Raw genomic sequence first — 21,805 nt, 5'->3', positions numbered from 1 at the left:
CGCCTCAACGAGCCGCGCTATGCCTCGCTGCCGAACATCATGAAGGCGAAGAAGAAGCCGCTGGATGAGAAGACCGCCGGTGACTACGGCGTCGATGTCAGCCCGCGCCTCGAGATCGTCTCGACCCGCGAGCCCGAGGGCCGCAAGGCCGGCATCAAGGTCGGCTCGGTCGACGAGCTGGTGTCGAAACTGAAAGAAGCGGGGGTAATCTGATGGCCGTTCTTCTGCTGGGTGAAGTCACGAATGGCGAGCTGAGCCGCGATGCCACCGCCAAGGCGGTCGGCGCGGTCAAGGCTTTGGGTGACGTGACCGTTCTCTGCGCCGGGTCCTCGGCCGCTGCCGCGGCCGCCGAGGCTGGAAAGATCGCCGGCGTCGCCAAGGTGCTGGTCGCCGAGGATGCGCGCTATGGCCACCGTCTGGCCGAGCCGACCGCGGCGCTGATCGTGTCGCTGGCCGGCGACTACAGCCATATCGCGGCGCCTGCCACGACCGATGCCAAGAACATCATACCGCGCGTTGCCGCGCTCCTTGATGTCATGGTGCTGTCGGATGTCTCGGGCGTCGTCGATGCCGACACCTTCGAACGCCCGGTCTATGCCGGCAACGCCATCCAGACCGTCAAGTCGAAGGACGCCAAGAAGGTCATGACCATCCGCACGGCAAGCTTCGATGCCGCTGGCGAAGGTGGCTCGGCCTCGGTTTCGGACGCGGCCCTGGCCGATGATCCGGCGCTGTCCTCCTGGGTTGGCGACGAGGTCGCGGAAAGCGATCGTCCGGAACTGACCTCGGCCGGTCGCGTGGTCTCGGGTGGCCGTGGCGTTGGCTCGAAGGATGATTTCGCGATCATCGAGAAGCTGGCCGACAAGCTGGGCGCCGCCGTCGGTGCATCGCGCGCGGCCGTCGACTCGGGCTATGCCCCGAACGACTGGCAGGTGGGTCAGACCGGCAAGGTCGTCGCCCCCGAGCTGTATGTCGCCGTCGGCATCTCGGGCGCGATCCAGCACCTTGCTGGCATGAAGGACAGCAAAGGGCTCTGCCTCAATTTGTGTGGCGGAACGGTAGCATTCTCGCCCGCAACAATTCTGGACCGGCGCGACCGTACATTGCGCGTTTGAGGGTCTTCAGGCGGTTGATCTGACCTTCTGCCTGGCCGTTGCTCCAGGGCATCTCGATGGCGTTCGTGACCGCGTCCAAGTCCCGGTTCAAGGTACGGGCAAAGCGCACGATGGGCGCCAGGTTGCTTTCAATCGCGTCGTCGATCCATGCAGGGAGCGGGTCTGCCTGGCGACCGCGAATGATACCATTGAACCGCATGGCGAGGCTGCGCATCGTTGCGAAGGCGGGAGAACCGGCCTTGAGCGCGTCGACTTTCCGCACCTGATCCGGGGTGAGCTTTCCGCGGGGTTTGATACACAGGGCAGCCGCGATGACCGGGGAAATCGCGTGCCCCGTTTCCGGGTCCCGGACTGGCTTAAGTATCGCGTGCTCTACCTTGGGGTCGGTCGCTTGCTGTTCGGCTCTGCGCCAACCCGCCAGCAACCGCTGCAAATGCGTTTGACTCCCCTCGTAACCACGCTCTTGGATCAGACGGAACAGGGCGCTTCCAGTTCGAATGCCGTCCTTCCAGGATTGCCTCAGAAACTTTTCAAAATACCATGGGGAAGTCCGCTTCAAAGCGGCCCGCCTGCGGTCTGGCGTCGTCTCGAACTGCAGCCATTTCGCGATGCTGCGACGCGGAAACCCGGTTCGCCGCCCGATCTCGCTGCAGGAAAGCCCCTGATTTCGGAGCGCATGGATGGTGGTGAAAATCTCTTCCCGAGACGTCCTGTGCGCAAGGCGTGACTTCAGAAGCCTGCCGGCTGCGGTGATATTGTCTGCGTCGGACAGCAGCGCCCTGCCGGTCGCACGGCCGTGGAGGTTCATTTGCTCCTCGATGGCCTGCCGCAGGTTTTGCACGATATGGAACCGGTCAGCGACCTGCTTCGCCTGCGGTGCCCCTTGCCGTGCGGCCTGGGCGTAGAGACCACACCGATCTCTGCTGATCACCTCAAGCTCAGGATGACGCCTCAGCCAGTCGGTGCAGGTGACGACATCTCGATCCTCGAGAATGTCGATCACCACGCGACGCTCCAGATCCACAATGATCGTGCCGTAGGTTTGCGACTTCCGCCAGCTCCAGTCGTCGATCCCGATGACCGTTGGCGCCTCGCCGGCGCCGTGAGCACACTGTTTCAGATGCCTGAGCACCGTGTCATCGCTGACCCCAAGGCCCAAACGATGCAACAACCTCTCGGCAGGTCGTCCGCCGGTCGCATGCCCCAGATGACTGACAATCTCCCCGACACGCGAAGTCCGACGTGCAAATGGATGCGCAATCGAGGCGATCTGGTCCGAGAAAGTCCGGCGTGGGCAAGCGGGTGCCTGACATCGCCAACGGCAAATCGCGAGATCAACCGTTACCTTGTTTCCATGCGCGGGATAATCCTGAAGCCGCCGACGCCGCCAGCCGTGACGTCGGCGTGAATGGAATCCACAGTCGGGGCAGATGCCGTTGGGCGCCAAGACGCCGAATACAAGCCACCCGCCGCGTTCACTTCGCTCCACGCTTTGAACGGCAACATCGATCCCGGGTGACCAGTGCTTCTTCGAACCCACAACTATCCCTCCTGAATTTTCCAGTTTCAGGATAGTTGCGCCACACAAAGTGAGGCAGAGCCTTGTTAAGGGCAACGCGACAGCAGGGATCGAGGTCTGCGTGGCCACGCCGTAAAGGATCATCGGGATCGAGGGCGGAATGATCACGCCCAGCTCGGCCGAGACCGCCATCAGCGCGGCGGTAAACCCGACGGGATAGCCGTATTGCCGCATGGCGGGGATCAGAACGGTGCCCACCGCGAACATTGTCGCAATGCTCGATCCGGAGATCGCCGAGAACATCATGCAGGTCAGCACGCAGGTCGCCGCCAGACCGCCTTGCAGGGGGCCGACAAAGGCGCGCGCGAATTCCACGAGGCGGCGCGACATGCCGCCAACCTCCATCAGATTACCCGCAAGGATGAAGAAGGGGATTGCGGCCAGCGGAAATTTATCGAGCGCGATAAAGATCTGCTGCGGCAGAATAATCGCGGGCAAGGTCGTGAAACCAAACAGCCCCACCATCGAGGCCAAGCAGAGTGCAGTCGCAATCGGAACCGAAATCGTGAAGAGCACCAGCATCGCGGTCATCATGGCGCCGGTCATGATGCAATCCTCTCTGCATTTTGCAGGAAATGGGCAAGAACGCCGAGGGCTGCGAAAGCGGACCCGACGGGAATTGCCGTATAGCCCCAGCTCATCGAAATCCCCAGCCCTGCCATCTCTTGCCGCTGCACCCGAAGCGCCATTTCCCAACCGAGCCAGAACAGCATCGCAAAGAGAAACAAGCAGGCCAGCGTGATCGCGAGTTCGAGTGCAAGCCGCAGACGCCTGTGCAGCGCATCGCGCACCAGATCAATCGCGACGAAAGCCCCCGCCCGCAGCGCGGTTGAGATTCCGAGCATCACCATCCAGATCAGCGCAACGCGGGTCAGCGCCTCGGACCATGTGGAGGGAACCTGAAACACGAACCGCCCCATCACCTGCCAAAAGCTCGCCAGCGCTGCGACCGCGAGAGCGAGGGAGGCGGCGATTGCCACCCCCATCGCGACTGTCGCGTCGACACGCCGTATCAACGTGACGATTGTGCTCATTGCGCCTTCCACTCGCGGATGCGTTTGAGCAGATCAGCCCCGAACTGCGCATCGAAATCGGCATTCGCCCCCGACATTGCCTCGCGGAAAGCGTCACGGTTGTGGTGACTTCGATAGCGCGGACTTCCAGCGTTTGCTCATCGATCCCGAGGTGGATCTTGCGCCAGACGCGGCGTTTGGCGCCGCCGTGCTTGCGGGCGTTCCACTCGCCCTCGCCTTCGACCTTGATCCCGGTGCTGTCGATCAGCAGATGCAGCGGCCTGTTGATTTCCACCCAGAACTGGGCCGACTCAATTCTGAGTGGAAATTAACACCGAGCCCTTCTGGACCGATTTCCTCCGAGATTTCGAGCGCCGCGGGCTGAGCCTTTGGCCCTGTTGCGGTTTGCATACGGTCGCTCGGGCACAGTACGCTCTGCAAACGGCGTTTAGGTTTCTCGGGCGTGTCCGGGGAACAAGGCGCCTGCAGCCCTCCCGCGCCCCTGCACGGGTGGATCGCGTGCAGAGGCTGGGCTACTGCAGAGCAGCTTCGTGGCGCTTGTCAGTGTACGCCACGCACGGGGCCGCCGCGCCTAGCGCCTCGGCACTAGCGCCAGGCCGCCGACACCCGAGGCGAAGATCACGCCAAGGCCGAGCAGGGTCAACGGCTCCGGCCAGTCGCCGAAGACGAGGAACCCGATCACGGTGGCGGCGATCAACTGGAAATAGATGAGGGGCGCCGAGACCGTCGCCGGCGTCGTCCGGTTCACAACCACCAGCAGATAGTTGCCGAAGGCAGAGGCAAGCGAACTGACGATCACAAGCACCCAGACCCGCAGGTCGGTGCTTGCCGGAATGCTGGCAAGGCCCGCAGGCAGCAGCAGCACCGCCCCGATCAGCAGTTGCGAGCCGAGCAGGAAGGGCGGCGGATAGAAGGCGGTCAGCCAGCGCGTCGCGGCAAGATACGAGCCGTAGAGCGTGCCGGCCAGCACCGCGAAAATCATGCCGGTCCCCATCTCGCCGCCGGGCCGGACGACCAGCAGCACGCCGGCAAATCCCAGCCCCAGCATCACCGTGCGCGCCCAGGACACGCGCTCGCCCAGCAGCAGGGCCGACAGCACATAGGCCATGATCGGGCCGATGAAGAAGGCGCCGAAGACATTCGCGATGGGCTCGGTCCGAAGCGCGGTCAGGATCGAGGCGATGGCGCCGACGATCAGGGCCGCGCGCAGGATCAGCCGCCAGTCCAGCAGGCGTCCCAGGCCGGCCGGCCCCAGGCCCAGCACCCAGAACAGCAGCAGGGCCGCCAGCGCGAAGCGCGACCAGGCCACGAACAGCGGCTGCACCCCCGCCCCCGTCAGCAGCTTGCCGGCCGTGTCGCCGCAGACGATCGCCGTGGTGGCAAGGGCGACAAGGCCAAGAACCGTCAGGGGCGCAGGGGTCTGCATCGGCATTTCCTTCAGTCCGCATCGGCACGCTATCCGGCAGCGCGCAAGGCCGGATCGGACCCCGCCGCATCCCCGGCTGATGCAAGCCTGCCAAATCCCGCAGACGCAGGGCGGGGGGCGGCAGGCCCACGGGAAGCGAGCTGAGTTTGCAGGCAGGTTCAGAACATTGCTCCATCAGATACCCGGAAGAAAGGAAATGATGAAGCCAGCTCACTCAGACCCCAGTCTTGAATCGCATTCGAGCGCGCTGCTCTCGTCGCTGCAGCTCCCGACCGCGACGTATCGATTCCTCGACATAGCCCATGTGGTCGCGCGCAGCCTCCTCGGCACGTACAGGATCAGCGGACAGAACCGACTCAATGATCTCTATGTGTTGATCGAGAAGCTTGCGTCCGCTGTCATCGATACTGCGGAGAAGGTCATGATTGTAGAAGATTCCGCGACGTGTCAGGTCATAGACCGACGCCATCATGTGGATCAGCGTTGTGTTGTGGCTGGCATCGACCACAGCATGGTGAAGCCGGAAATCAGCTTCGCTTTCCGCCTCTGCGTCCTGACCAAGCCAGGCCGCTTCGAGTTCTTCCCTGATCGCAGACAGACGCTCCTTGTCCGCAGCTGTCGCGCGCTGCGCGGCAAGGCGGGTCGCGAAGGCTTCCTGCTCGCGCCGGTATTCGAGATAGTCGTGAAAGGCTTCGCCATGGCGCGAATAAAGCGCCAACATGGCCGGCGACATGGCCCTGCCGGTCAGTTCGGCAATATAAGTTCCGTCACCGTGGCGGACATGAACGAGGCCGCGAGCCTCGAGCGTCTGCAGCGCTTCACGCAGCTTTGGCCGCGACACCCCGAAGGCGTCGGCCATTTCGCGCTCCGACGGCAAACGAGCACCGTCCTTCAGAACCCCATCGACGATCATCGTTTCAACCTTGCCGACAACCGTATCGACGACTGATTCGTGATCAATCGGCTCAAAAATTTCCGCAGCAATCATGGGCGGCGAGCTCCTTAGGGGTGCCGATAGACAGACATCAATATTATTTACCTCACCGGAGTCTGATTTCAAGGACAGCATCTTCTCCAGTCGTGTATTTTTTTGACTGAAAATCAGTATTTTCTTGATATCCATGGGGTATCCGGTGAACCTCACACTGCCGAGCGCGCTGCGTCAACCGACGATCACTTTTCACGGCGCCTGATCTAAAGGTAAATAAACTTGTTGACTACGATAAGTGGTAAAGTTTATATACCTTCTATGACGTAGGCGGGACGCTGAGCGCTCCGAACCAACTCTGGGAGGGGGCGTCCATGCTGCAGCACGAGGCGGTCGGGCCGGACCGCAGGCCTGCTTGGCCGGTCAGTTGCTCGGGTTGTCTCCGCCATGCCTGTCCACGGTGCCGCGCCGCTGACTTTTTGGGCGAGTGGCCATCAAATCGGCTATGTCGAGCCGCATTGCTTTGTTCTGCCGATGGCACTTCCGCAGCAAACTGATCGCCTTTCAAACGACCTTAGGTAAAGGATCGATGCTATGACGAAAGCCGTTATCGTTTCCGCCGCGCGCACGCCGGTCGGCAGTTTTATGGGGGCGTTCGGCACTATCCCCGCGCATGATCTCGGCACTGCCGTCCTGAAGGCCGTGGTCGAGCGCGCCGGCGTCGACCCGGCCGAGGTCAGCGAAACCATCCTCGGGCAGGTGCTGACCGCGGCGCAGGGCCAGAACCCCGCCCGTCAGGCCCATATCAATGCCGGTCTGCCGAAGGAATCGGCGGCTTGGGGGCTCAATCAGGTCTGCGGTTCGGGTCTGCGCGCGGTGGCGCTGGCGGCCCAGCAGGTCAGCCTTGGCGATGCCGATATCGTCATCGCCGGTGGTCAGGAAAGCATGTCGCTGTCGCCGCATGCCTCCTATCTGCGCGCCGGTCAGAAGATGGGCGACATGCAGGCCATCGACACGATGATCCGCGACGGGCTGTGGGACGCGTTCAACAATTACCACATGGGCCAGACGGCCGAGAACGTGGCCGAGAAATTCCAGATCACCCGCGATGCGCAGGACGAATTCGCCGTCTCCAGCCAGAACAAGGCCGAGGCCGCGCAGAGTGCCGGCAAGTTCGATGACGAGATCGTCCGCTATACCGTCAAGACCCGCAAGGGCGATACGGTCGTCGACAAGGACGAATATATCCGTCACGGCGCCACGCTGGAAGCGATGCAGAAGCTGCGCCCCGCCTTCACCCGCGACGGCACCGTGACCGCCGGCAATGCTTCAGGCCTGAATGACGGCGCCGCCGCCGTCATGGTCATGTCCGAGGAAGAAGCCGCGCGCCGCGGCCTGACCCCGCTGGCCCGGATCGCCTCCTACGCCACCGCCGGCCTTGACCCGGCCATCATGGGCGTGGGTCCGGTCTATGCTAGCCGCAAGGCGCTGGAAAAAGCCGGCTGGAAGGTCGGCGATCTGGACCTGATCGAGGCGAACGAAGCCTTTGCCGCCCAGGCCCTGGCGGTGAACAAGGAGATGGGTTGGGACCCCGAGATCGTGAACGTGAACGGCGGCGCCATCGCCATCGGGCACCCGATCGGTGCCTCGGGCGCGCGCATCCTGAACAGCCTGATCTTCGAGATGGGCCGTCGCGATGCCAAGAAGGGCATCGCCACGCTCTGCATCGGCGGCGGCATGGGCGTCGCCCTCTGCCTCGAGCGCTGAGGCTCCAGGCCAGAATCGACACAGCATCAGAGGAGGAATCAATGTCAAGGGTTGCACTAGTTACTGGGGGATCGCGCGGCATTGGCGCCGCCATCTCGAAGGCGTTGAAGGAAGCGGGTTATACCGTCGCCGCGAACTATGCCGGCAATGACGAGGCCGCCAAGGCCTTCACCGACGAGACCGGCATCAAGACCTATAAATGGTCGGTGGCCAATTACGATGCCTGCACCGCCGGCATCAAGCAGGTCGAGGACGAGCTGGGCCCGATCGCCGTTCTGGTGAACAATGCGGGCATTACCCGCGATGCGATGTTCCACAAGATGACGCCGCAGCAGTGGAACGAGGTCATGGACACCAACCTGACCGGCCTTTTTAACATGACCCATCCGGTCTGGACCGGGATGCGCGACCGCAAGTTCGGCCGCATCGTCAATATCAGCTCGATCAACGGCCAGAAGGGTCAGGCGGGTCAGGCGAACTATTCGGCGGCGAAGGCCGGGGATCTGGGCTTCACCAAGGCCCTGGCGCAAGAGGGTGCCCGCGCCGGCATCACCGTGAACGCCATCTGCCCGGGCTATATCGGCACCGAGATGGTGCGTGCCATCGACGAGAAGGTGCTGAACGAGCGGATCATCCCGCAGATCCCGGTCGGTCGCTTGGGTGAGCCCGAGGAAATCGCCCGCGCCGTGGTCTTCCTGGCCTCGGGCGATGCCGGCTTCATCACCGGCTCCACCATCTCCGCCAATGGCGGCCAGTTCTTCGTTTGAGGGAAACACCCATGAGAGACCTCGGTCCCGATATCGACCCGATCGAATCCCGCGAATGGCAGGACGCCATTGCCGACGTGATTGAACGCGATGGCCCCAACAGGGCTCATTTCTTGCTCGATAGAGCCGTCGCACAGGCCCGCGCCGCCGGGGCAACGCTGCCGTTCTCTGCGACGACCCCTTACCAGAACACGATCCCCGTGGACGATCAGTATGAGTTTCCGGGCGATCTGGACATGGAATGGCGCATCCGCACCATCAACCGCTGGAACGCCATGGCGACGGTCGTGCGCCGCAACAAGGAATCCAGCGAATACGGCGGGCATATCGCATCCTTCGCCTCCTCGGCGGTGATGTATGATGTCGGGCTGAACCACTTCTGGCGCGCGCGGTCGGCGATTCACGGCGGCGATCTGGTATTCTTCCAGGGCCATGTGGTGCCCGGCATCTATGCCCGGTCCTTCATGGAAGGCCGCATCACCGAAGAGCAGATGCTGAACTTCCGGTCCGAGGTCGGGGGCGAGGGGCTGTCGTCCTATCCCCATCCCTGGCTGATGCCGGACTATTGGCAGTTCCCGACCGTCAGCATGGGACTTGGCCCGCTGATGGCGATCTATCAGGCGCGGTTCATGAAATACATGCACAACCGTGGGCTGATCGATATGGCCGACCGCAAGGTCTGGTGTTTCCTGGGCGACGGAGAGATGGACGAGCCGGAAAGCCGCGGTGCCATCGACCTGGCCGCGCGCGAGGGTCTCGACAACCTGATCTTCGTCATCAACTGCAACCTGCAACGCCTGGACGGCCCGGTGCGCGGCAACGGCAAGATCGTGCAGGAGCTGGAAGGCAATTTCCGAGGCGCGGGCTGGAATGTCGTCAAGCTGCTCTGGGGCAAGGGCTGGGACGATCTGCTAGAAAACGACACCAGCGGCCGGCTGCGCCAGTTGATGGATGAAACGGTGGACGGCGACTATCAGACCTTCAAGTCCAAGGACGGCGCGTTTATCCGCAAGCATTTCTTCGGCAAGTATCCCGAAACTGCGGCCCTGGTCGAGGACTGGTCCGACGATCAGATCTGGTCGCTGAGCCGGGGCGGCCACGATCCCGAGAAGGTCTATACCGCGTTCCGCAAGGCGACCGACACCAGGGACCAGCCGACCTGCCTGCTGATCAAGACGGTCAAGGGCTATGGCATGGGATCCGCGGGCGAAGGGCAGAACACCACCCACCAGCAGAAAAAACTGGCAGAGGAGCAACTGCGCGCGTTCCGAGACCGCTTCAAGATCCCCGTGTCCGACGAGGATTTGCCGAAGGCCCCCTTCGTCGCGTTGAACAACGCCCAGAAGGCCTATCTGGCGGACCGGCGCAGGGCCCTGGGTGGCGCGTTCCCGCAGCGTGTCAGCACCTCGCCCAAGCTGGCAATCCCGCCGCTCGAGGCGTTCAAGGCGCAGCTTCAGAACACGGGCGAGCGCGAGATTTCGACCACGATGGCCTTTGTGCGCATCCTGACCACACTCCTGCGCGACAAGGAGCTGGGCAAGCATATCGTGCCGATCGTGCCGGACGAAAGCCGCACCTTCGGCATGGAGGGGTTGTTCCGATCCATAGGGATCTACAATCCCGCCGGCCAGCACTATACGCCCGAAGATCGCGAGCAGATGTCCTATTACCGCGAAGCAACGGATGGGCAGGTCTTGCAGGAAGGCATCAATGAGGCCGGTGCCATGGCCGACTGGATCGCGGCGGCGACGTCATATTCCAATCACGGCGTGCCGATGATCCCGTTCTTCATCTACTATTCGATGTTCGGTTTTCAGCGGGTGGGCGATCTGGCCTGGGCTGCGGGCGACAGCCGGGCGCGTGGCTTCATGTTGGGCGGCACCGCCGGGCGCACAACGCTGAACGGCGAGGGTTTGCAGCACGAGGACGGCCACAGCCATATCATCGCGGGCACCGTCCCGAATTGCATCAGCTACGACCCGACCTTTCAGCACGAAGTGGCGGTGATCGTGCAGCACGGCATGACGCGGATGTATCAGGATCAGGAGGACGTGTATTTTTACATCACCCTGATGAACGAAAACTATGCCCATCCCGACATGCCGGCAGGCTGCGAGGCGGGCATCATCCGCGGCCTCTATCGCCTGAAAGAGGTTAAGAAGGCGGGCAGGAAGCACGTCAATCTGCTGGGATCGGGCACGATCCTGATCCAGGCGATCAAGGCCGCCGAGATGCTTGAGGCCGATTACGGCATTACCGCCGACATCTGGTCGGCGACAAGCCTGAACGAACTGGCCCGAGACGGCCAGGACGCAGAACGTTGGAACCGCCTGAACCCGATGGAACCCCCGCGCACCGCTTTCGTCACGCAGGCGTTGTCCAAGGCCAAGGGACCGGTGATCGCCGCCACCGACTACATGAAGAACTATGCCGAGCAGATCCGGGCCTTCGTGCCGGGCCGCTACACGGTGCTGGGGACCGACGGGTTCGGTCGCTCCGACAGCCGGGTGAACCTGCGGAGGTTCTTCGAGGTCGATGCCAACCACATCGCCGCCGCAGCCATGGTGGATCTGTTCCGTGACGGTGCGGTCGACGAGGCGACGCTGAAGGCTGCCCTTGCCAAGTATGACATCGACGGCGCCAAGCCGAACCCCCGGCTGGTCTGAGCGGGAAGAAGGAGGAGACACATCATGCCTGTTGAAGTGAACGTTCCCGACATCGGCGATTTCAAGGATGTCCCGGTTATCACCGTTCTGGTGAAGGTGGGCGATACCGTCGCCGCCGAGGACCCGTTGATCGAGCTTGAATCCGACAAGGCCACAATGGAGGTGCCAAGCCCCGTCGCAGGCCGCATCGCCTCTATCGTGGTGAAGGAAGGCGACCGGGTCTCCGAGGGATCGATGATCCTGACGGTCGAGGCCGAGGGCAGCGACGCCGCTGCCGCCGCATCGGCGCCTACATCGGCGCCCGCCGCCGCGCCTGCCGCATCGGTTCCGGCGGCGGCAGCCCCCGCAGCTCCCGCCGTCACAGATTCGGGGTTCAACAAGGCCCATGCTTCGCCGTCGATCCGCGCGTTTGCGCGGCAGTTGGGGATTGATCTGGCCAAGATCAACGGCTCGGGCCGCAAGGGGCGCATTCTGCGCGACGACGTGACGGCGGCGCTGAAGGCCAGCGCAGTCCCGGTCGCTGCCGCATCGGGCGGCGCGGCGCTGAGCGGCGGCATGGGCATCCCGCCGATTCCGGTGGTGGACTTCTCGAAGTTCGGTCCGGTCGAAAACGTGGAAATGGCGCGCATCAAGAAGCTGTCCGGCCCCGCGCTGCACCGGTCCTGGCTGAACGTCCCGCACGTCACGCACAACGACGAAGCGGACATCACCGAGCTCGACACCTACCGCAAGGAAATGGACAACATGGCCAAGGAAAACGGCTATCGCGTCACGCCTCTGAGCTTCGTGATCAAGGCCTCCGTCAGTGCGCTCAAGGAACATTGGGAGTTCAACTCCTCGATCCACCCCGATGGCGACAAGCTGATCAAGAAGTCCTACTACAACATCGGCTTCGCGGCCGACACGCCGAACGGCCTCGTCGTTCCGGTGATCAAGGATGCCGATCGCAAGGGTCTGGTCGAGATCTCCAAGGAACTGGGCGACCTGTCCGCCAAGGCCCGCGCAGGCGAGCTGAAAGGCCCCGACATGCAGGGCGCGACGTTCACCATCTCGTCTCTGGGCGGGATCGGGGGCACGAGCTTTACCCCTATCGTGAACGCGCCCGAGGTGGCGATCCTCGGCCTCACCCGGTCAAAGATGGCGCCGGTCTGGAACGGCTCGGAATTCGTGCCGCGCCTGATGCAGCCGCTGTCGCTGTCCTACGATCACCGTGCCGTCGACGGCGCCTTGGCCGCGCGCTTCTGCGTGACGCTCAAGACGCTGCTTGGCGATATGCGCAAGTTGATGTGGTAAGGGGGATCATCTGATGGAAGTCAAAGTCCCCGATATCGGCGATTTCAAGGACGTTCCGGTCATCAGCGTTCTGGTGAGCGTCGGCGACACAGTCGCTGCCGAAGACCCGCTGATCGAGCTGGAATCCGACAAGGCGACGATGGAAGTCCCGTCGCCCTCCGCCGGAAAAATCAAGGAAATCAAGGTCTCCGAAGGCGACAAGGTGTCCGAAGGCACGGTCATCATGGTGCTTGAGGGTGCGGATGCAGGTGATGCGCCCGCTCCCGCCAAGCAAGAGGCCCCCGCCGCCGAAGAGCCGAAATCCGTCGCCGCCACCGGCACCGCCTCGGGCAAGGGCGACATCCACGCCGAAGTGGTCGTTCTGGGCTCCGGCCCCGGCGGATACACCGCGGCCTTCCGCGCCGCGGACCTGGGCAAGAAGACCGTCCTGATCGAGAAATACCCGAGCCTCGGCGGTGTCTGCCTCAACGTCGGCTGCATCCCGTCCAAGGCGCTCTTGCACGTCGCCAAGGTCATCACCGAGGCCGAGGAGATGGGCGCGCATGGCATCAGCTTTGGCAAGCCCAAGATCGACCTCGACGAGTTGCGCAGCTTCAAGGACAGCGTGATCGGTCAGCTGACCGGCGGTCTCGGCGGGTTGGCCAAGGGCCGCAAGGTGCAGGTGGTGCAGGGCTACGGCACCTTTACAGGACCGAACATGATCGAGGTGATCGGCGACAACGGCCGCACCACGGTCAGCTTCGACCAGTGCATCATCGCCGCCGGGTCCGAGCCAGTGAAGCTGCCCTTCATCCCGCATGATGATCCCCGCGTGATCGACTCGACCGGCGCGCTGGAACTCAAGGACATCCCGAAACGCATGCTGATCCTGGGCGGTGGCATCATCGGTCTGGAAATGGCCTGTGTCTACGACGCGCTCGGCTCGAAGATCACGGTTGTGGAACTGATGGACCAGATCATTCCGGGTGCGGACAAGGACATCGTCAAGCCGCTGCACAACCGGATCAAGGGCCGCTACGAGAACATCTTCCTCAAGACGAAAGTCACCGGGATGGAAGCGCTCAAGAGTGGTCTGAAGGTGACCTTCGAGGACGAGAAAGGCGAAACCTTCACCGACACGTTCGACAAGGTGCTGGTCGCCGTGGGTCGCAAACCCAATGGCAAGCCGATCGACGCCGACAAGGCCGGTGTCGCCGTGGACGACCCCGGATTCATCGCCGTGGACAGCCAGCAGCGTACCCATGTTCCCCATATCTTCGCCATCGGCGACGTGGTGGGCCAGCCGATGCTGGCGCACAAGGCAGTCCATGAAGGCAAGGTCGCAGCCGAGGTCGCGGCCGGGCACAACCGCCACTTCGACGCCCGCGTGATTCCCTCGGTCGCCTACACCGACCCCGAAGTTGCCTGGGTCGGCGTGACGGAAGCCCAGGCCAAGGCCAGTGGCCTGAAGGTCGGCAAGGGCGTTTTCCCCTGGGCTGCCTCTGGACGGTCGCTTTCACTTGGCCGGTCCGAGGGCATCACCAAGCTGATCTTCGACGAAACCGATCAACGCGTCATCGGCGCTGCCATCGTCGGCCCGAACGCCGGCGATCTGATCGCCGAGGTGGCCTTGGCCATCGAGATGGGGGCCGATGCGGTCGACCTTGGCCACACCATCCACCCGCATCCTACTCTGAGTGAGACGGTCAACTTCGCTGCCGAAATGTTCGAGGGCACGATCACCGACCTGATTCCGCCGAAGAAGCGTCACTGACCGTGATCGGGCGGCCACAGCTGATCGCCCGATGCCTTCCGTCAGCACAGCAACAGGAGCCTGCAATGACCGACAAGAAGCCCACCATGGATTTCAATGAAGCGCTCAAGGCGTTTGATCCGACATCCCTGTTTCCGTTCATGAACTCTCAGGGCATGGCGGACTGGTTCCGCCGTCAGAATGTTGACGGCCTCGATCCCGCCTCAATGCTGAAGATGTGGCAGAAACGGCTGGATGCACTGGCCAGTGCCAACGAGCACGCAAGATCCCTCTACCGGTTGCAGATCGAGCGTCAGTTCCAGATTTTCGACGAGATGACGGCTGCCGCAACAGACAGCATGAAGCGGCTCGACACATCCGTCCGCTCCGAGGCGTCTGGGAACAATATCAAGGTTCTTTCGGACGCGGCCGACAAGGCTCTCGCGCTGATGCAGCGGCTTTCGGAGGAATCGCTGGTGGCGATGACCGAAACTCAGAAACGGTTTGCAGTTGAGGTGGATGCGGCCATCAAGGACTTGCGCGGCGCTTGAGCGACGAGGTCGGGTGACCCCATCCTGTACCGCGACGCGCACAAGAGCATCGGCGCGCTCCTGCTCGTGATCGACCATTCGACCCCGACCATGGTGCGCCACGAATCCGGCACGCCCGAGAATATCGGCTGCGTTGTCACAGACCCCCACACGGCCGGATCGGCCCGACGCTTCTGAGGAGGAAAGATGTCCCAAGTTTTCACATTCGTCATGGCCCTGCTGCCAATCGCCACAGTGTTCCTGCTGCTGGTGGTTCTGGCGCGTTCGGCAAAGCTGTCGATGGGCGTCGCCTATCTGGTCACCGTCGCGACCGCGCTTCTGGTCTGGGGCACCGAGTTCAACAAGATTCTTGGCGCCACCGTGAACGGTGCCGTCACCGCGGTCAGCCTGCTCTACATCATCTTCGGCGCGATCCTGATGTTGTACACGCTGGAGGAAAGCGGCGGCATCCGGTCGATCCGGGCGGGGTTCACCAGCATCTCGCCGGACCGACGGGTGCAGGCGATCATCATCGCCTGGATGTTCGGATCGCTGATCGAGGGGGCGTCCGGGTTCGGCACGCCCGCGGCCATCGCTGCGCCCCTGCTGGTGGCCATCGGCTTTCCGGCCATGGCGGCGGTCTTGGTCACGCTCATCATCCAGTCCACGCCGGTGTCGTTCGGCGCAGTCGGCACGCCGATCCTGGTGGGGGTCAATACCGGGCTTTCGGGTCAGGCGATTGTCGAACAGACCATCGCGCCGATGGCCTTTGGCGAATATCTGTTCGAAATCGCCGTCAAGGTCGCCACGCTGCATGGCCTGATCGGCTTTCTGATCCCGCTTATCATGGTCGGGATGATGACACGGTTCTTCGGTCCCGGCCGGTCCTTCGCCGAAGGCTTCCGCATCTGGAAGTTCGCGCTGTTCGCCGGGCTGGCCTTCACCGTGCCCTACTGGATCATCGCCAGCCTGCTTGGCCCGGAATTTCCGTCCCTGGTGGGCGGCATCATCGGGCTGATGATCGTCGTTCCCGCCGCACGGGCCGGATTCCTGATCCCGAAGGAGGTCTTCGACTTTCCGCCGCGCGAACAGTGGGACGGAAAATGGGTCGGCAAGCTGGACGATCTGGAAGATCACCGCGCCGGGCACAAGATGATGCCGCTGTTCAAGGCCTGGGTGCCTTACATCATCATCGTCCTTCTGCTGGTCGCGACCCGCACGATCCCGGATTTCAAGGCTTGGCTGACCGCACCCGGACAGACTATGGCATTTGACGATCTGTTCGGATCGGGCATCAACGCCCGCGTGCAGTGGCTGTATCTGCCCGGAACGGTCCTGATCCTTGCCTCGTTGTTCACATTCTTCTTCCACGGGATGCGGATTTCAGACTATGGCAAGGCGCTGCGTGCTTCGGGGTCCACGATGATCTCTGCCGCACCCGCGCTGCTGCTGGCCGTGCCGATGGTGCAGGTGTTCATCAACTCTGCCTCGGACACGATGGCGTCGATGCCGATCGTGCTCGCCGAAAGCGTCTCGGCCGTGGTCGGCAATGCCTGGCCGATGTTCGCGCCGCTGATCGGGTCGATGGGGGCCTTCGTGGCCGGATCGAACACCATCTCGAACATGATGTTCTCGCTGTTCCAGTTCTCGACCGCCGAACAGATCGGCCTGGGTGCCGCCGGTGCGGGCCTGGTGGTCGCGCTGCAGGCGATTGGCGGGGCCGCCGGCAACATGATCTGCGTGCACAACGTCGTCGCCGCCTCGGCCACCGTCGGACTGGTGGACCGCGAGGGCGAGATCATCCGCATGACGCTGGTCCCGATGTTCTACTATATCGTCCAGGGCGGCTTTCTGGGGTTTGCCTTCCTGGCGGGCGGGTTGAACCTGTGGTGGCTTGCCGCCATCATCTGGCCGTTGCTCGTGCTGTTCCTGATGTCGCGCAACCGCGGATCCGTTCCTGTTCCCGTTCCCCAAAGCACCTGAGGTCGCCATGCCCGGACAGCCAAACCCCCGCGTCGGTCTTTTCGTGACCTGTCTCGTGGATGCCATCCGCCCCAGCATCGGGTTTTCCGCCATCCAGCTTCTGGAAGAGGCCGGATGCCGGGTCGAGGTGCCGCAGGCACAGACCTGTTGCGGACAGCCCGCGCTGAACAGCGGCGACGAACGGGATTCCGCAGCCCTGGCGCGGCAGACCATCGCCGCCTTCGACGGGTTCGACCATGTCGTCGTGCCTTCGGGGTCCTGCGCGGGGACCATCGTGCACGGCTATCCGGACCTGCTTGCCAAGGATCCTGCCTGGGCGCCCCGCGCCCAGGCCATGGCTGCGAAAACCCACGAGATCACCAGCTTTCTGGTCGATGTCATGGGCTTTCACCCCAAGGGCCGCCGCCTTGCGGCGACGGCTACCTATCACGACAGTTGCGCGGGTCTGCGCGAACTGGGCATCGCCGCGCAGCCCCGCGCGCTTCTGGCCGAGGTCGAGGGACTGGAGATGCGGGGACTTGAGGGCAACGATGTCTGCTGCGGCTTTGGCGGGACGTTCTGCGTCAAGTATTCCGACATCTCGAACGCCATCGTCACCGAAAAGGCCGAGGCGATCGAGCGCACAGGGGCCGACCTTCTTCTGGCGGGCGACCTGGGATGCCTGATGAACATGGCGGGCAAGCTGAACCGCCGGGGCGCAAGGACGCGTTGTTTCCACACCATCGAGGTTCTGGCGGGCCGGGCCGACGGTCCGGCCATCGGCGAGGAGGGCCGGAAACCATGAGCGCATCAGGGGCAGCCGTGCAGGTTTCGTTCAAGGTCCGTGCCAAGTCGGCACTGGCGGACCGGACGCTGAAGATCGCCATCGACCGCACCACCGGCACCGCCGAACGCAAGCGCGCGGTGGCGGTGGCGGCGTTTCCCGAATTCCAGGCCGCCCGCGCCCGTGGCCGCGCGATCAAGGATCACGTGATCGCCCATCTGGATCATTATCTTGAGCAGTTCGAGCGCAACGCCACCGCAGCCGGGGCGACGGTCCACTGGGCGTCGGACGATGCCGAGGCGCGCGCGATCATCACCCGCATCTGCCTGGATGCCAACGCCAGGCTGGTGACGCGGTCGAAATCCATGTTGGGCGAGGAAATCGGCCTGCCGCATGCCTTGGCCGATGCCGGGATCGAGCGGGTCGAGACCGACCTGGCCGAACACATCATCCAGCTTGCCGGAGAGGCCCCCTCACACATCGTCTGGCCCGCGATGCACCGCACCCGCGAACAGGTGGCCGAACTGTTCAAGGTCGCGCATCACCCGCCGCCCGCCGCCGACGATCCCGCCACCATGGTGCAAAGCGCGCGGCGCGAATTGCGCGCCAAGTTCCTGGGCGCCGATATCGGCATTTCGGGGGCGAACTTCCTGGTGGCCGATACCGGCGCCACCTGCACGGTCACGAACGAAGGCAATGCCGAACTGACCACCACGCCGCCTCGCATCCATATCGTCACGGCGGGAATCGAAAAGATCGTGCCCACCACCGCCCATGCCCTGTCCCTGCTGCGTCTGCTGGTGCGGTCGGCCACGGGCGGCGAACTGACGCAATACACCACCTTCCATTGCGGACCCAAGCGTCCCGGCGATGCCGACGGACCGGAAAAAATGCACATCGTGCTGGTGGACAACGGCCGCACCAGGATGATGGCCAACGAGTTCCGCGAGATGCTGCGCTGCATCCGCTGCGGGGCCTGCATGAACCATTGCGTCGTGTATCGCCAGATCGGCGGGCACGCCTATGGCGGCACCTATCCCGGACCGATGGGGTCGGTCCTGACGCCGGTGCTGGACGGGCTGGCCGGATCGCGCGACCTGCCCAATGCCTGCACCATGAACGGCCGCTGCGCCGAAGTCTGCCCGGTCGAGATTCCCATACCCACGCTGCTGCGCGCCTGGCGGATCCGCAGTTGGCGAGAAAAGCTGGAACCGGGAAGCCTTCGCGCCGGCATCGGTATCTGGGCCTTTCTGGCCCGGCGTCCCGGTCTTTACGGGCTGGCCAGCCGGATCGGCGTGCGGGCCCTCCGGTTGTTCGGCAAGGGAGGCTGGATCGCGCGCCTGCCGCTGGCGGGCGGCTGGACGGCCCATCGCGACCTGCCGCGCCCGGCGGGCCGCACCTTCATGGAACAGTATCGCGCCCAGCAGGCACACAAGGGGAGCCGCCCATGACCGCCCGCGACCGCATCCTGTCCGCGATCCGCGCCGCCCTGCCACAGGAACGCCCGGCGCCCGACGCCATCTCCGCCGAGGCCAAGGCCCTGCTGGCCGATCCCGACACCAGCCGCCCCCGACTGGTCGCTGAGGGGCTGTTAGATGCCTTCATCCTGAAGGCTGAGGCGATCAGCACGACGATTGACCGCGTTGGCGGCATGGAAGCCGTTCCCGACGCTGTGCGGCGCTATCTGTCGGGACACGGCCTGTCACTGTCCCTGGCCGTGGAACCGACGCCGGCGCTGACCGCACTCGACTGGACGGGCCTTGACACCGGCACCACTCTTGCCCCGGACCAGCCGGCAGCGCTCGGAAAGGCGCTTTGGGGTATCGCCGAAAGCGGGTCCATGATCGTGCATTCGGGCGCCGATACGCCGATCTTGCTGTCTTTCCTGCCCCTGCATCATATCGTGGTGCTGCAGGAATCCGATATCCTGTCCCATCTCGAGGACTATGCTGCGCAGCTGGCCGAGCGGCCCCATCCGCGCAACGCGATCTTGATCACCGGACCCAGCGGCACGACCGATATCGAGGGGAGCTATGTGCGCGGGGCGCATGGGCCGGGCTTCCTGCATGTGATCCTTGTAGCAAGCACAGACTGACAACCTGCCGGTTGCCAGTCCCCACCACCGCCGGCCGTTGCCAGCAGAGCCGGTCGTCCTAGCTACCCCCAAGGAGACCCGGAATGGACCAAAGCGAAATTGCCGAACAGACCGCCGAATTCGCCAACCTGATGCAGCGCGCGCAGGGGCTGGTACAAGACAGCACCGCGAATGCGATGGCCAAGGCGACAGGGAAAGAGTTCTCGGTGCTGGATTCCGGGACGGTGGCACAGGCCTATGCGCGCGCGGGGATGAAGCTGGCGCAGAACCCGTTTGCGCTGGCGCAGTTCCAGATCGATCTGTGGTCCAATAGCGCCAAGGCCTGGGCCGGGGCCTGGGCGGGCGAGGGCGAGGACAGCAAGGACCGCCGCTTCCGCGACGGGCGCTGGACCAGCGATCCGCTGAGCCGCAGCCTGCGCGACGTGCATCTGGCCATCGAAGGCGCCGCCGACCGCCTGATCGAGACCCTGCCCGAGGGTGACAAGGACAGTCTGCGCGTGCGGTTCTATACGCGGCAATTGCTCAGCGCGCTGTCGCCCAGCAATTACCTGGCGCTGAACCCTGCCGCGCGTGAGCGTTTCCTTGAAACCGATGGCCGCAGCCTGCTGGACGGTTTCCGCAACCTTCTGGACGATCTGGAACGCGGCGGTGGGCGGCTGGACATCAACATGACCGACCGCGCGGCCTTCGAGGTCGGGCGCGATCTGGCCACGACGCCGGGGCAGGTGATCTATCAGAACGAATTGATCCAGTTGATTCATTACGAAACGCTGACCAAGACCCAGTTCAAGCGCCCGCTGCTGTTCGTGCCGCCCTGGATCAACAAATACTATATCTTCGACATGAAGCCCGAAAACAGCCTCGTCCGCTATATGCTGGAGCAGGGCCACAGCGTTTTCCTGATTTCATGGGTCAACCCGACCAAGCAGCACGCGGCGCTGAGCTTCGAGGATTACATGCGCCTTGGCCCGCTGACCGCGCTGGACGCGATCACCGATGCGACCGGCGAGGACGAGTTCGACATTCTCGGCTTCTGCATCGGCGGAATTCTGGTGACGGCGACGCTGGCCTATATGGCGGCCAAGGGCGACAAGCGGGTCAAGACCGCGACGACGCTGGCCACGATGGTCGATTTCACCGATGTGGGCGAGATCGGCGTTTTCATCGACCGTGACCGGCTGAAGGTGCTGCGCGACCACGTGGCCGAAAAGGGCTATCTGGAAAATCACCACCTGCAGGACATGTTCTCGATGATCCGGGAAAATGACCTGATCTGGTCCTTCCACGTGATGAATTACCTGATGGGCCGCAAGCCGCCCGCCTTCGATCTGCTGTTCTGGAACGGCGACAGCACTCGCCTGCCCGCCACGATGCTGCTGTGGTATCTGGAAAAGATCTATATCGAGAACGGATTGCGCAAACCGGGCCATCTGACGATGGACGGCGTGCCCATCGATATCGGCAAGATCGATATCCCCTTCTATGTCTTTGCGACGAAAGAGGATCACATCGCGCCCTGGAACTCGATCTATCCGACGACCGGGCTTCTGGGCGGTGAAACGACCTTCGTGCTGGGCGGATCGGGCCATATCGCGGGGGTGATCAACCCGCCGGCGAAACGGCCGAAATACGGGTTCTGGACCAGCGCGGCTGCCTATCCCGCCGATCCGCAGGACTGGCTGGCCAAGGCCACGCCGCATCAGGGGTCTTGGTGGCCGAACTGGGCGGAATGGATCGAGAGCCACAGCAAGGGCAAGAAGGTTCCGGCCTATGTGCCGGGCAGCGGTAAGCTGAAACCGATCGAGCCGGCACCCGGCAGCTATGTGCGGGCGGGATAATCTCCTTCAGCTTCGGTCTAGATCGTTTTGGGGTAAGCGCGACGGCGTGACCCTATGCAGAGATGCTTGACGGCTGCTGGTTTCTCCATCTTTCCGCCCTACACCCTGATCGAAACGGCCAAGCTCAGCGGAGCCGATCTCAACGCTTGGCTCGCCGACACCCTCGCAAGCATACCAGACTACGAGATCACAAAGGTCGATGAACTGATGCCCTGGCAATGGAACCGGAAGCGGTCAGATCGAACGGTTTCGGCGGTGATGCCTGCTGTCGCGTAGCCCTTTATTGGGC

At 63.5% G+C, this 21,805-nt stretch carries 17 protein-coding genes and 3 pseudogenes; 14 read left to right on the top strand and 6 right to left on the bottom strand.

What is annotated here, in order from left to right; all coding sequences use genetic code 11:
* A pseudogene (locus B4A72_RS01940) lies at positions 1–213 on the top strand (electron transfer flavoprotein subunit beta/FixA family protein); the annotation flags it as partial.
* Complete coding sequence (locus tag B4A72_RS01935) at positions 213–1,115, top strand: electron transfer flavoprotein subunit alpha/FixB family protein (protein WP_292978018.1); 903 nt, start codon at positions 213–215, stop codon at positions 1,113–1,115. The pseudogene B4A72_RS01940 and the gene B4A72_RS01935, both read left to right, overlap by 1 nt.
* On the opposite strand, the gene B4A72_RS01930 is transcribed toward B4A72_RS01935, so the two are convergent.
* The 6 genes and pseudogenes from B4A72_RS01930 to B4A72_RS01905 form a co-directional block, all read right to left on the bottom strand.
* Entirely contained in the window at positions 1,039–2,655 is a 1,617-nt protein-coding gene (locus B4A72_RS01930) for an ISL3 family transposase (RefSeq protein WP_422662129.1), read from the bottom strand. The genes B4A72_RS01935 and B4A72_RS01930 overlap by 77 nt on opposite strands.
* Before the next feature lie 93 nt (positions 2,656–2,748).
* Positions 2,749–3,216, bottom strand: a pseudogene (locus B4A72_RS01925) (TRAP transporter large permease subunit); the annotation flags it as partial.
* A gap of 20 nt (positions 3,217–3,236) precedes the next feature.
* On the bottom strand, positions 3,237–3,728 hold the full coding sequence (locus B4A72_RS01920; RefSeq protein ID WP_292978017.1) for a TRAP transporter small permease: 492 nt from the start codon (positions 3,726–3,728) through the stop codon (positions 3,237–3,239).
* Between the two features lie 103 nt (positions 3,729–3,831).
* A pseudogene (locus B4A72_RS01915) lies at positions 3,832–3,987 on the bottom strand (transposase); the annotation flags it as partial.
* Between the two features lie 312 nt (positions 3,988–4,299).
* Positions 4,300–5,154 carry a DMT family transporter gene (locus tag B4A72_RS01910; protein ID WP_292978016.1) on the bottom strand — a complete coding sequence of 285 codons (855 nt, stop codon included), beginning with the start codon at positions 5,152–5,154 and terminating at the stop codon, positions 4,300–4,302.
* Positions 5,155–5,368: 214 nt separating this feature from the next.
* Positions 5,369–6,277, bottom strand: coding sequence for a FadR/GntR family transcriptional regulator (locus B4A72_RS01905; RefSeq protein ID WP_272860137.1), 909 nt, complete (start codon positions 6,275–6,277; stop codon positions 5,369–5,371).
* 399 nt (positions 6,278–6,676) lie between these two features.
* Between B4A72_RS01905 and B4A72_RS01900 the strand changes: the two genes are divergently transcribed.
* The 12 genes from B4A72_RS01900 (at position 6,677) to B4A72_RS01845 (ending at position 21,792) form a co-directional block, all read left to right on the top strand.
* Complete coding sequence (locus B4A72_RS01900; RefSeq protein ID WP_292978015.1) at positions 6,677–7,849, top strand: acetyl-CoA C-acetyltransferase; 1,173 nt, start codon at positions 6,677–6,679, stop codon at positions 7,847–7,849.
* 41 nt (positions 7,850–7,890) lie between these two features.
* Positions 7,891–8,616 (top strand): acetoacetyl-CoA reductase, encoded by a 726-nt coding sequence (phbB, locus tag B4A72_RS01895; protein ID WP_292978014.1) that lies wholly within the window; start codon positions 7,891–7,893, stop codon positions 8,614–8,616.
* Between the two features lie 11 nt (positions 8,617–8,627).
* A complete protein-coding gene (gene aceE / locus B4A72_RS01890; protein WP_292978013.1) occupies positions 8,628–11,282 on the top strand; it encodes a pyruvate dehydrogenase (acetyl-transferring), homodimeric type in 2,655 nt (884 codons plus the stop codon).
* Between the two features lie 24 nt (positions 11,283–11,306).
* A complete protein-coding gene (gene aceF / locus B4A72_RS01885) occupies positions 11,307–12,575 on the top strand; it encodes a dihydrolipoyllysine-residue acetyltransferase (protein ID WP_292978012.1) in 1,269 nt (422 codons plus the stop codon).
* A gap of 13 nt (positions 12,576–12,588) precedes the next feature.
* The gene (lpdA, locus tag B4A72_RS01880) at positions 12,589–14,328 is read left to right on the top strand and encodes a dihydrolipoyl dehydrogenase (RefSeq protein WP_292978011.1); all 1,740 of its coding nucleotides are present in this window, start codon (positions 12,589–12,591) and stop codon (positions 14,326–14,328) included.
* A 65-nt stretch (positions 14,329–14,393) separates the two neighbouring features.
* Positions 14,394–14,858, top strand: a complete 465-nt coding sequence (locus B4A72_RS01875; protein ID WP_199257848.1) for a hypothetical protein — start codon at positions 14,394–14,396, stop codon at positions 14,856–14,858.
* 186 nt (positions 14,859–15,044) lie between these two features.
* Positions 15,045–16,820, top strand: a complete 1,776-nt coding sequence (locus tag B4A72_RS01870; protein WP_292978010.1) for an L-lactate permease — start codon at positions 15,045–15,047, stop codon at positions 16,818–16,820.
* Positions 16,821–16,863: 43 nt separating this feature from the next.
* Positions 16,864–17,604, top strand: a complete 741-nt coding sequence (locus tag B4A72_RS01865; RefSeq protein ID WP_348670966.1) for a (Fe-S)-binding protein — start codon at positions 16,864–16,866, stop codon at positions 17,602–17,604.
* A complete protein-coding gene (locus B4A72_RS01860; RefSeq protein WP_292978008.1) occupies positions 17,601–19,034 on the top strand; it encodes a lactate utilization protein B in 1,434 nt (477 codons plus the stop codon). Before B4A72_RS01865 ends, B4A72_RS01860 begins: the two co-directional genes overlap by 4 nt.
* Entirely contained in the window at positions 19,031–19,678 is a 648-nt protein-coding gene (locus B4A72_RS01855; RefSeq protein ID WP_292978007.1) for a LutC/YkgG family protein, read from the top strand. Before B4A72_RS01860 ends, B4A72_RS01855 begins: the two co-directional genes overlap by 4 nt.
* Before the next feature lie 83 nt (positions 19,679–19,761).
* Entirely contained in the window at positions 19,762–21,516 is a 1,755-nt protein-coding gene (locus tag B4A72_RS01850) for a PHA/PHB synthase family protein (protein WP_292978006.1), read from the top strand.
* A 54-nt stretch (positions 21,517–21,570) separates the two neighbouring features.
* Complete coding sequence (locus B4A72_RS01845) at positions 21,571–21,792, top strand: transposase domain-containing protein (protein WP_292978005.1); 222 nt, start codon at positions 21,571–21,573, stop codon at positions 21,790–21,792.
* Positions 21,793–21,805: the final 13 nt, after the last annotated feature.

The sequence above is a fragment of the Paracoccus sp. UBA5162 genome (genome assembly GCF_002413585.1).
GTDB lineage: Bacteria > Pseudomonadota > Alphaproteobacteria > Rhodobacterales > Rhodobacteraceae > Paracoccus.
Note: the sequence above shows the minus strand (reverse complement) of the source record. Positions and strands in the feature narration are given on the sequence as shown.

Coding starts and splice junctions, on each gene's coding strand:
- B4A72_RS01935 (WP_292978018.1), top strand. CDS start 213: ATGGCCGTTCTTCTGCTGGGTGAAGTCACGAATGGCGAGCTGAGCCGC.
- B4A72_RS01920 (WP_292978017.1), bottom strand. CDS start 3,728: ATGAGCACAATCGTCACGTTGATACGGCGTGTCGACGCGACAGTCGCG.
- B4A72_RS01910 (WP_292978016.1), bottom strand. CDS start 5,154: ATGCAGACCCCTGCGCCCCTGACGGTTCTTGGCCTTGTCGCCCTTGCC.
- B4A72_RS01905 (WP_272860137.1), bottom strand. CDS start 6,277: ATGGATATCAAGAAAATACTGATTTTCAGTCAAAAAAATACACGACTG.
- B4A72_RS01900 (WP_292978015.1), top strand. CDS start 6,677: ATGACGAAAGCCGTTATCGTTTCCGCCGCGCGCACGCCGGTCGGCAGT.
- phbB (WP_292978014.1), top strand. CDS start 7,891: ATGTCAAGGGTTGCACTAGTTACTGGGGGATCGCGCGGCATTGGCGCC.
- aceE (WP_292978013.1), top strand. CDS start 8,628: ATGAGAGACCTCGGTCCCGATATCGACCCGATCGAATCCCGCGAATGG.
- aceF (WP_292978012.1), top strand. CDS start 11,307: ATGCCTGTTGAAGTGAACGTTCCCGACATCGGCGATTTCAAGGATGTC.
- lpdA (WP_292978011.1), top strand. CDS start 12,589: ATGGAAGTCAAAGTCCCCGATATCGGCGATTTCAAGGACGTTCCGGTC.
- B4A72_RS01875 (WP_199257848.1), top strand. CDS start 14,394: ATGACCGACAAGAAGCCCACCATGGATTTCAATGAAGCGCTCAAGGCG.
- B4A72_RS01870 (WP_292978010.1), top strand. CDS start 15,045: ATGTCCCAAGTTTTCACATTCGTCATGGCCCTGCTGCCAATCGCCACA.
- B4A72_RS01860 (WP_292978008.1), top strand. CDS start 17,601: ATGAGCGCATCAGGGGCAGCCGTGCAGGTTTCGTTCAAGGTCCGTGCC.
- B4A72_RS01855 (WP_292978007.1), top strand. CDS start 19,031: ATGACCGCCCGCGACCGCATCCTGTCCGCGATCCGCGCCGCCCTGCCA.
- B4A72_RS01850 (WP_292978006.1), top strand. CDS start 19,762: ATGGACCAAAGCGAAATTGCCGAACAGACCGCCGAATTCGCCAACCTG.
- B4A72_RS01845 (WP_292978005.1), top strand. CDS start 21,571: ATGCAGAGATGCTTGACGGCTGCTGGTTTCTCCATCTTTCCGCCCTAC.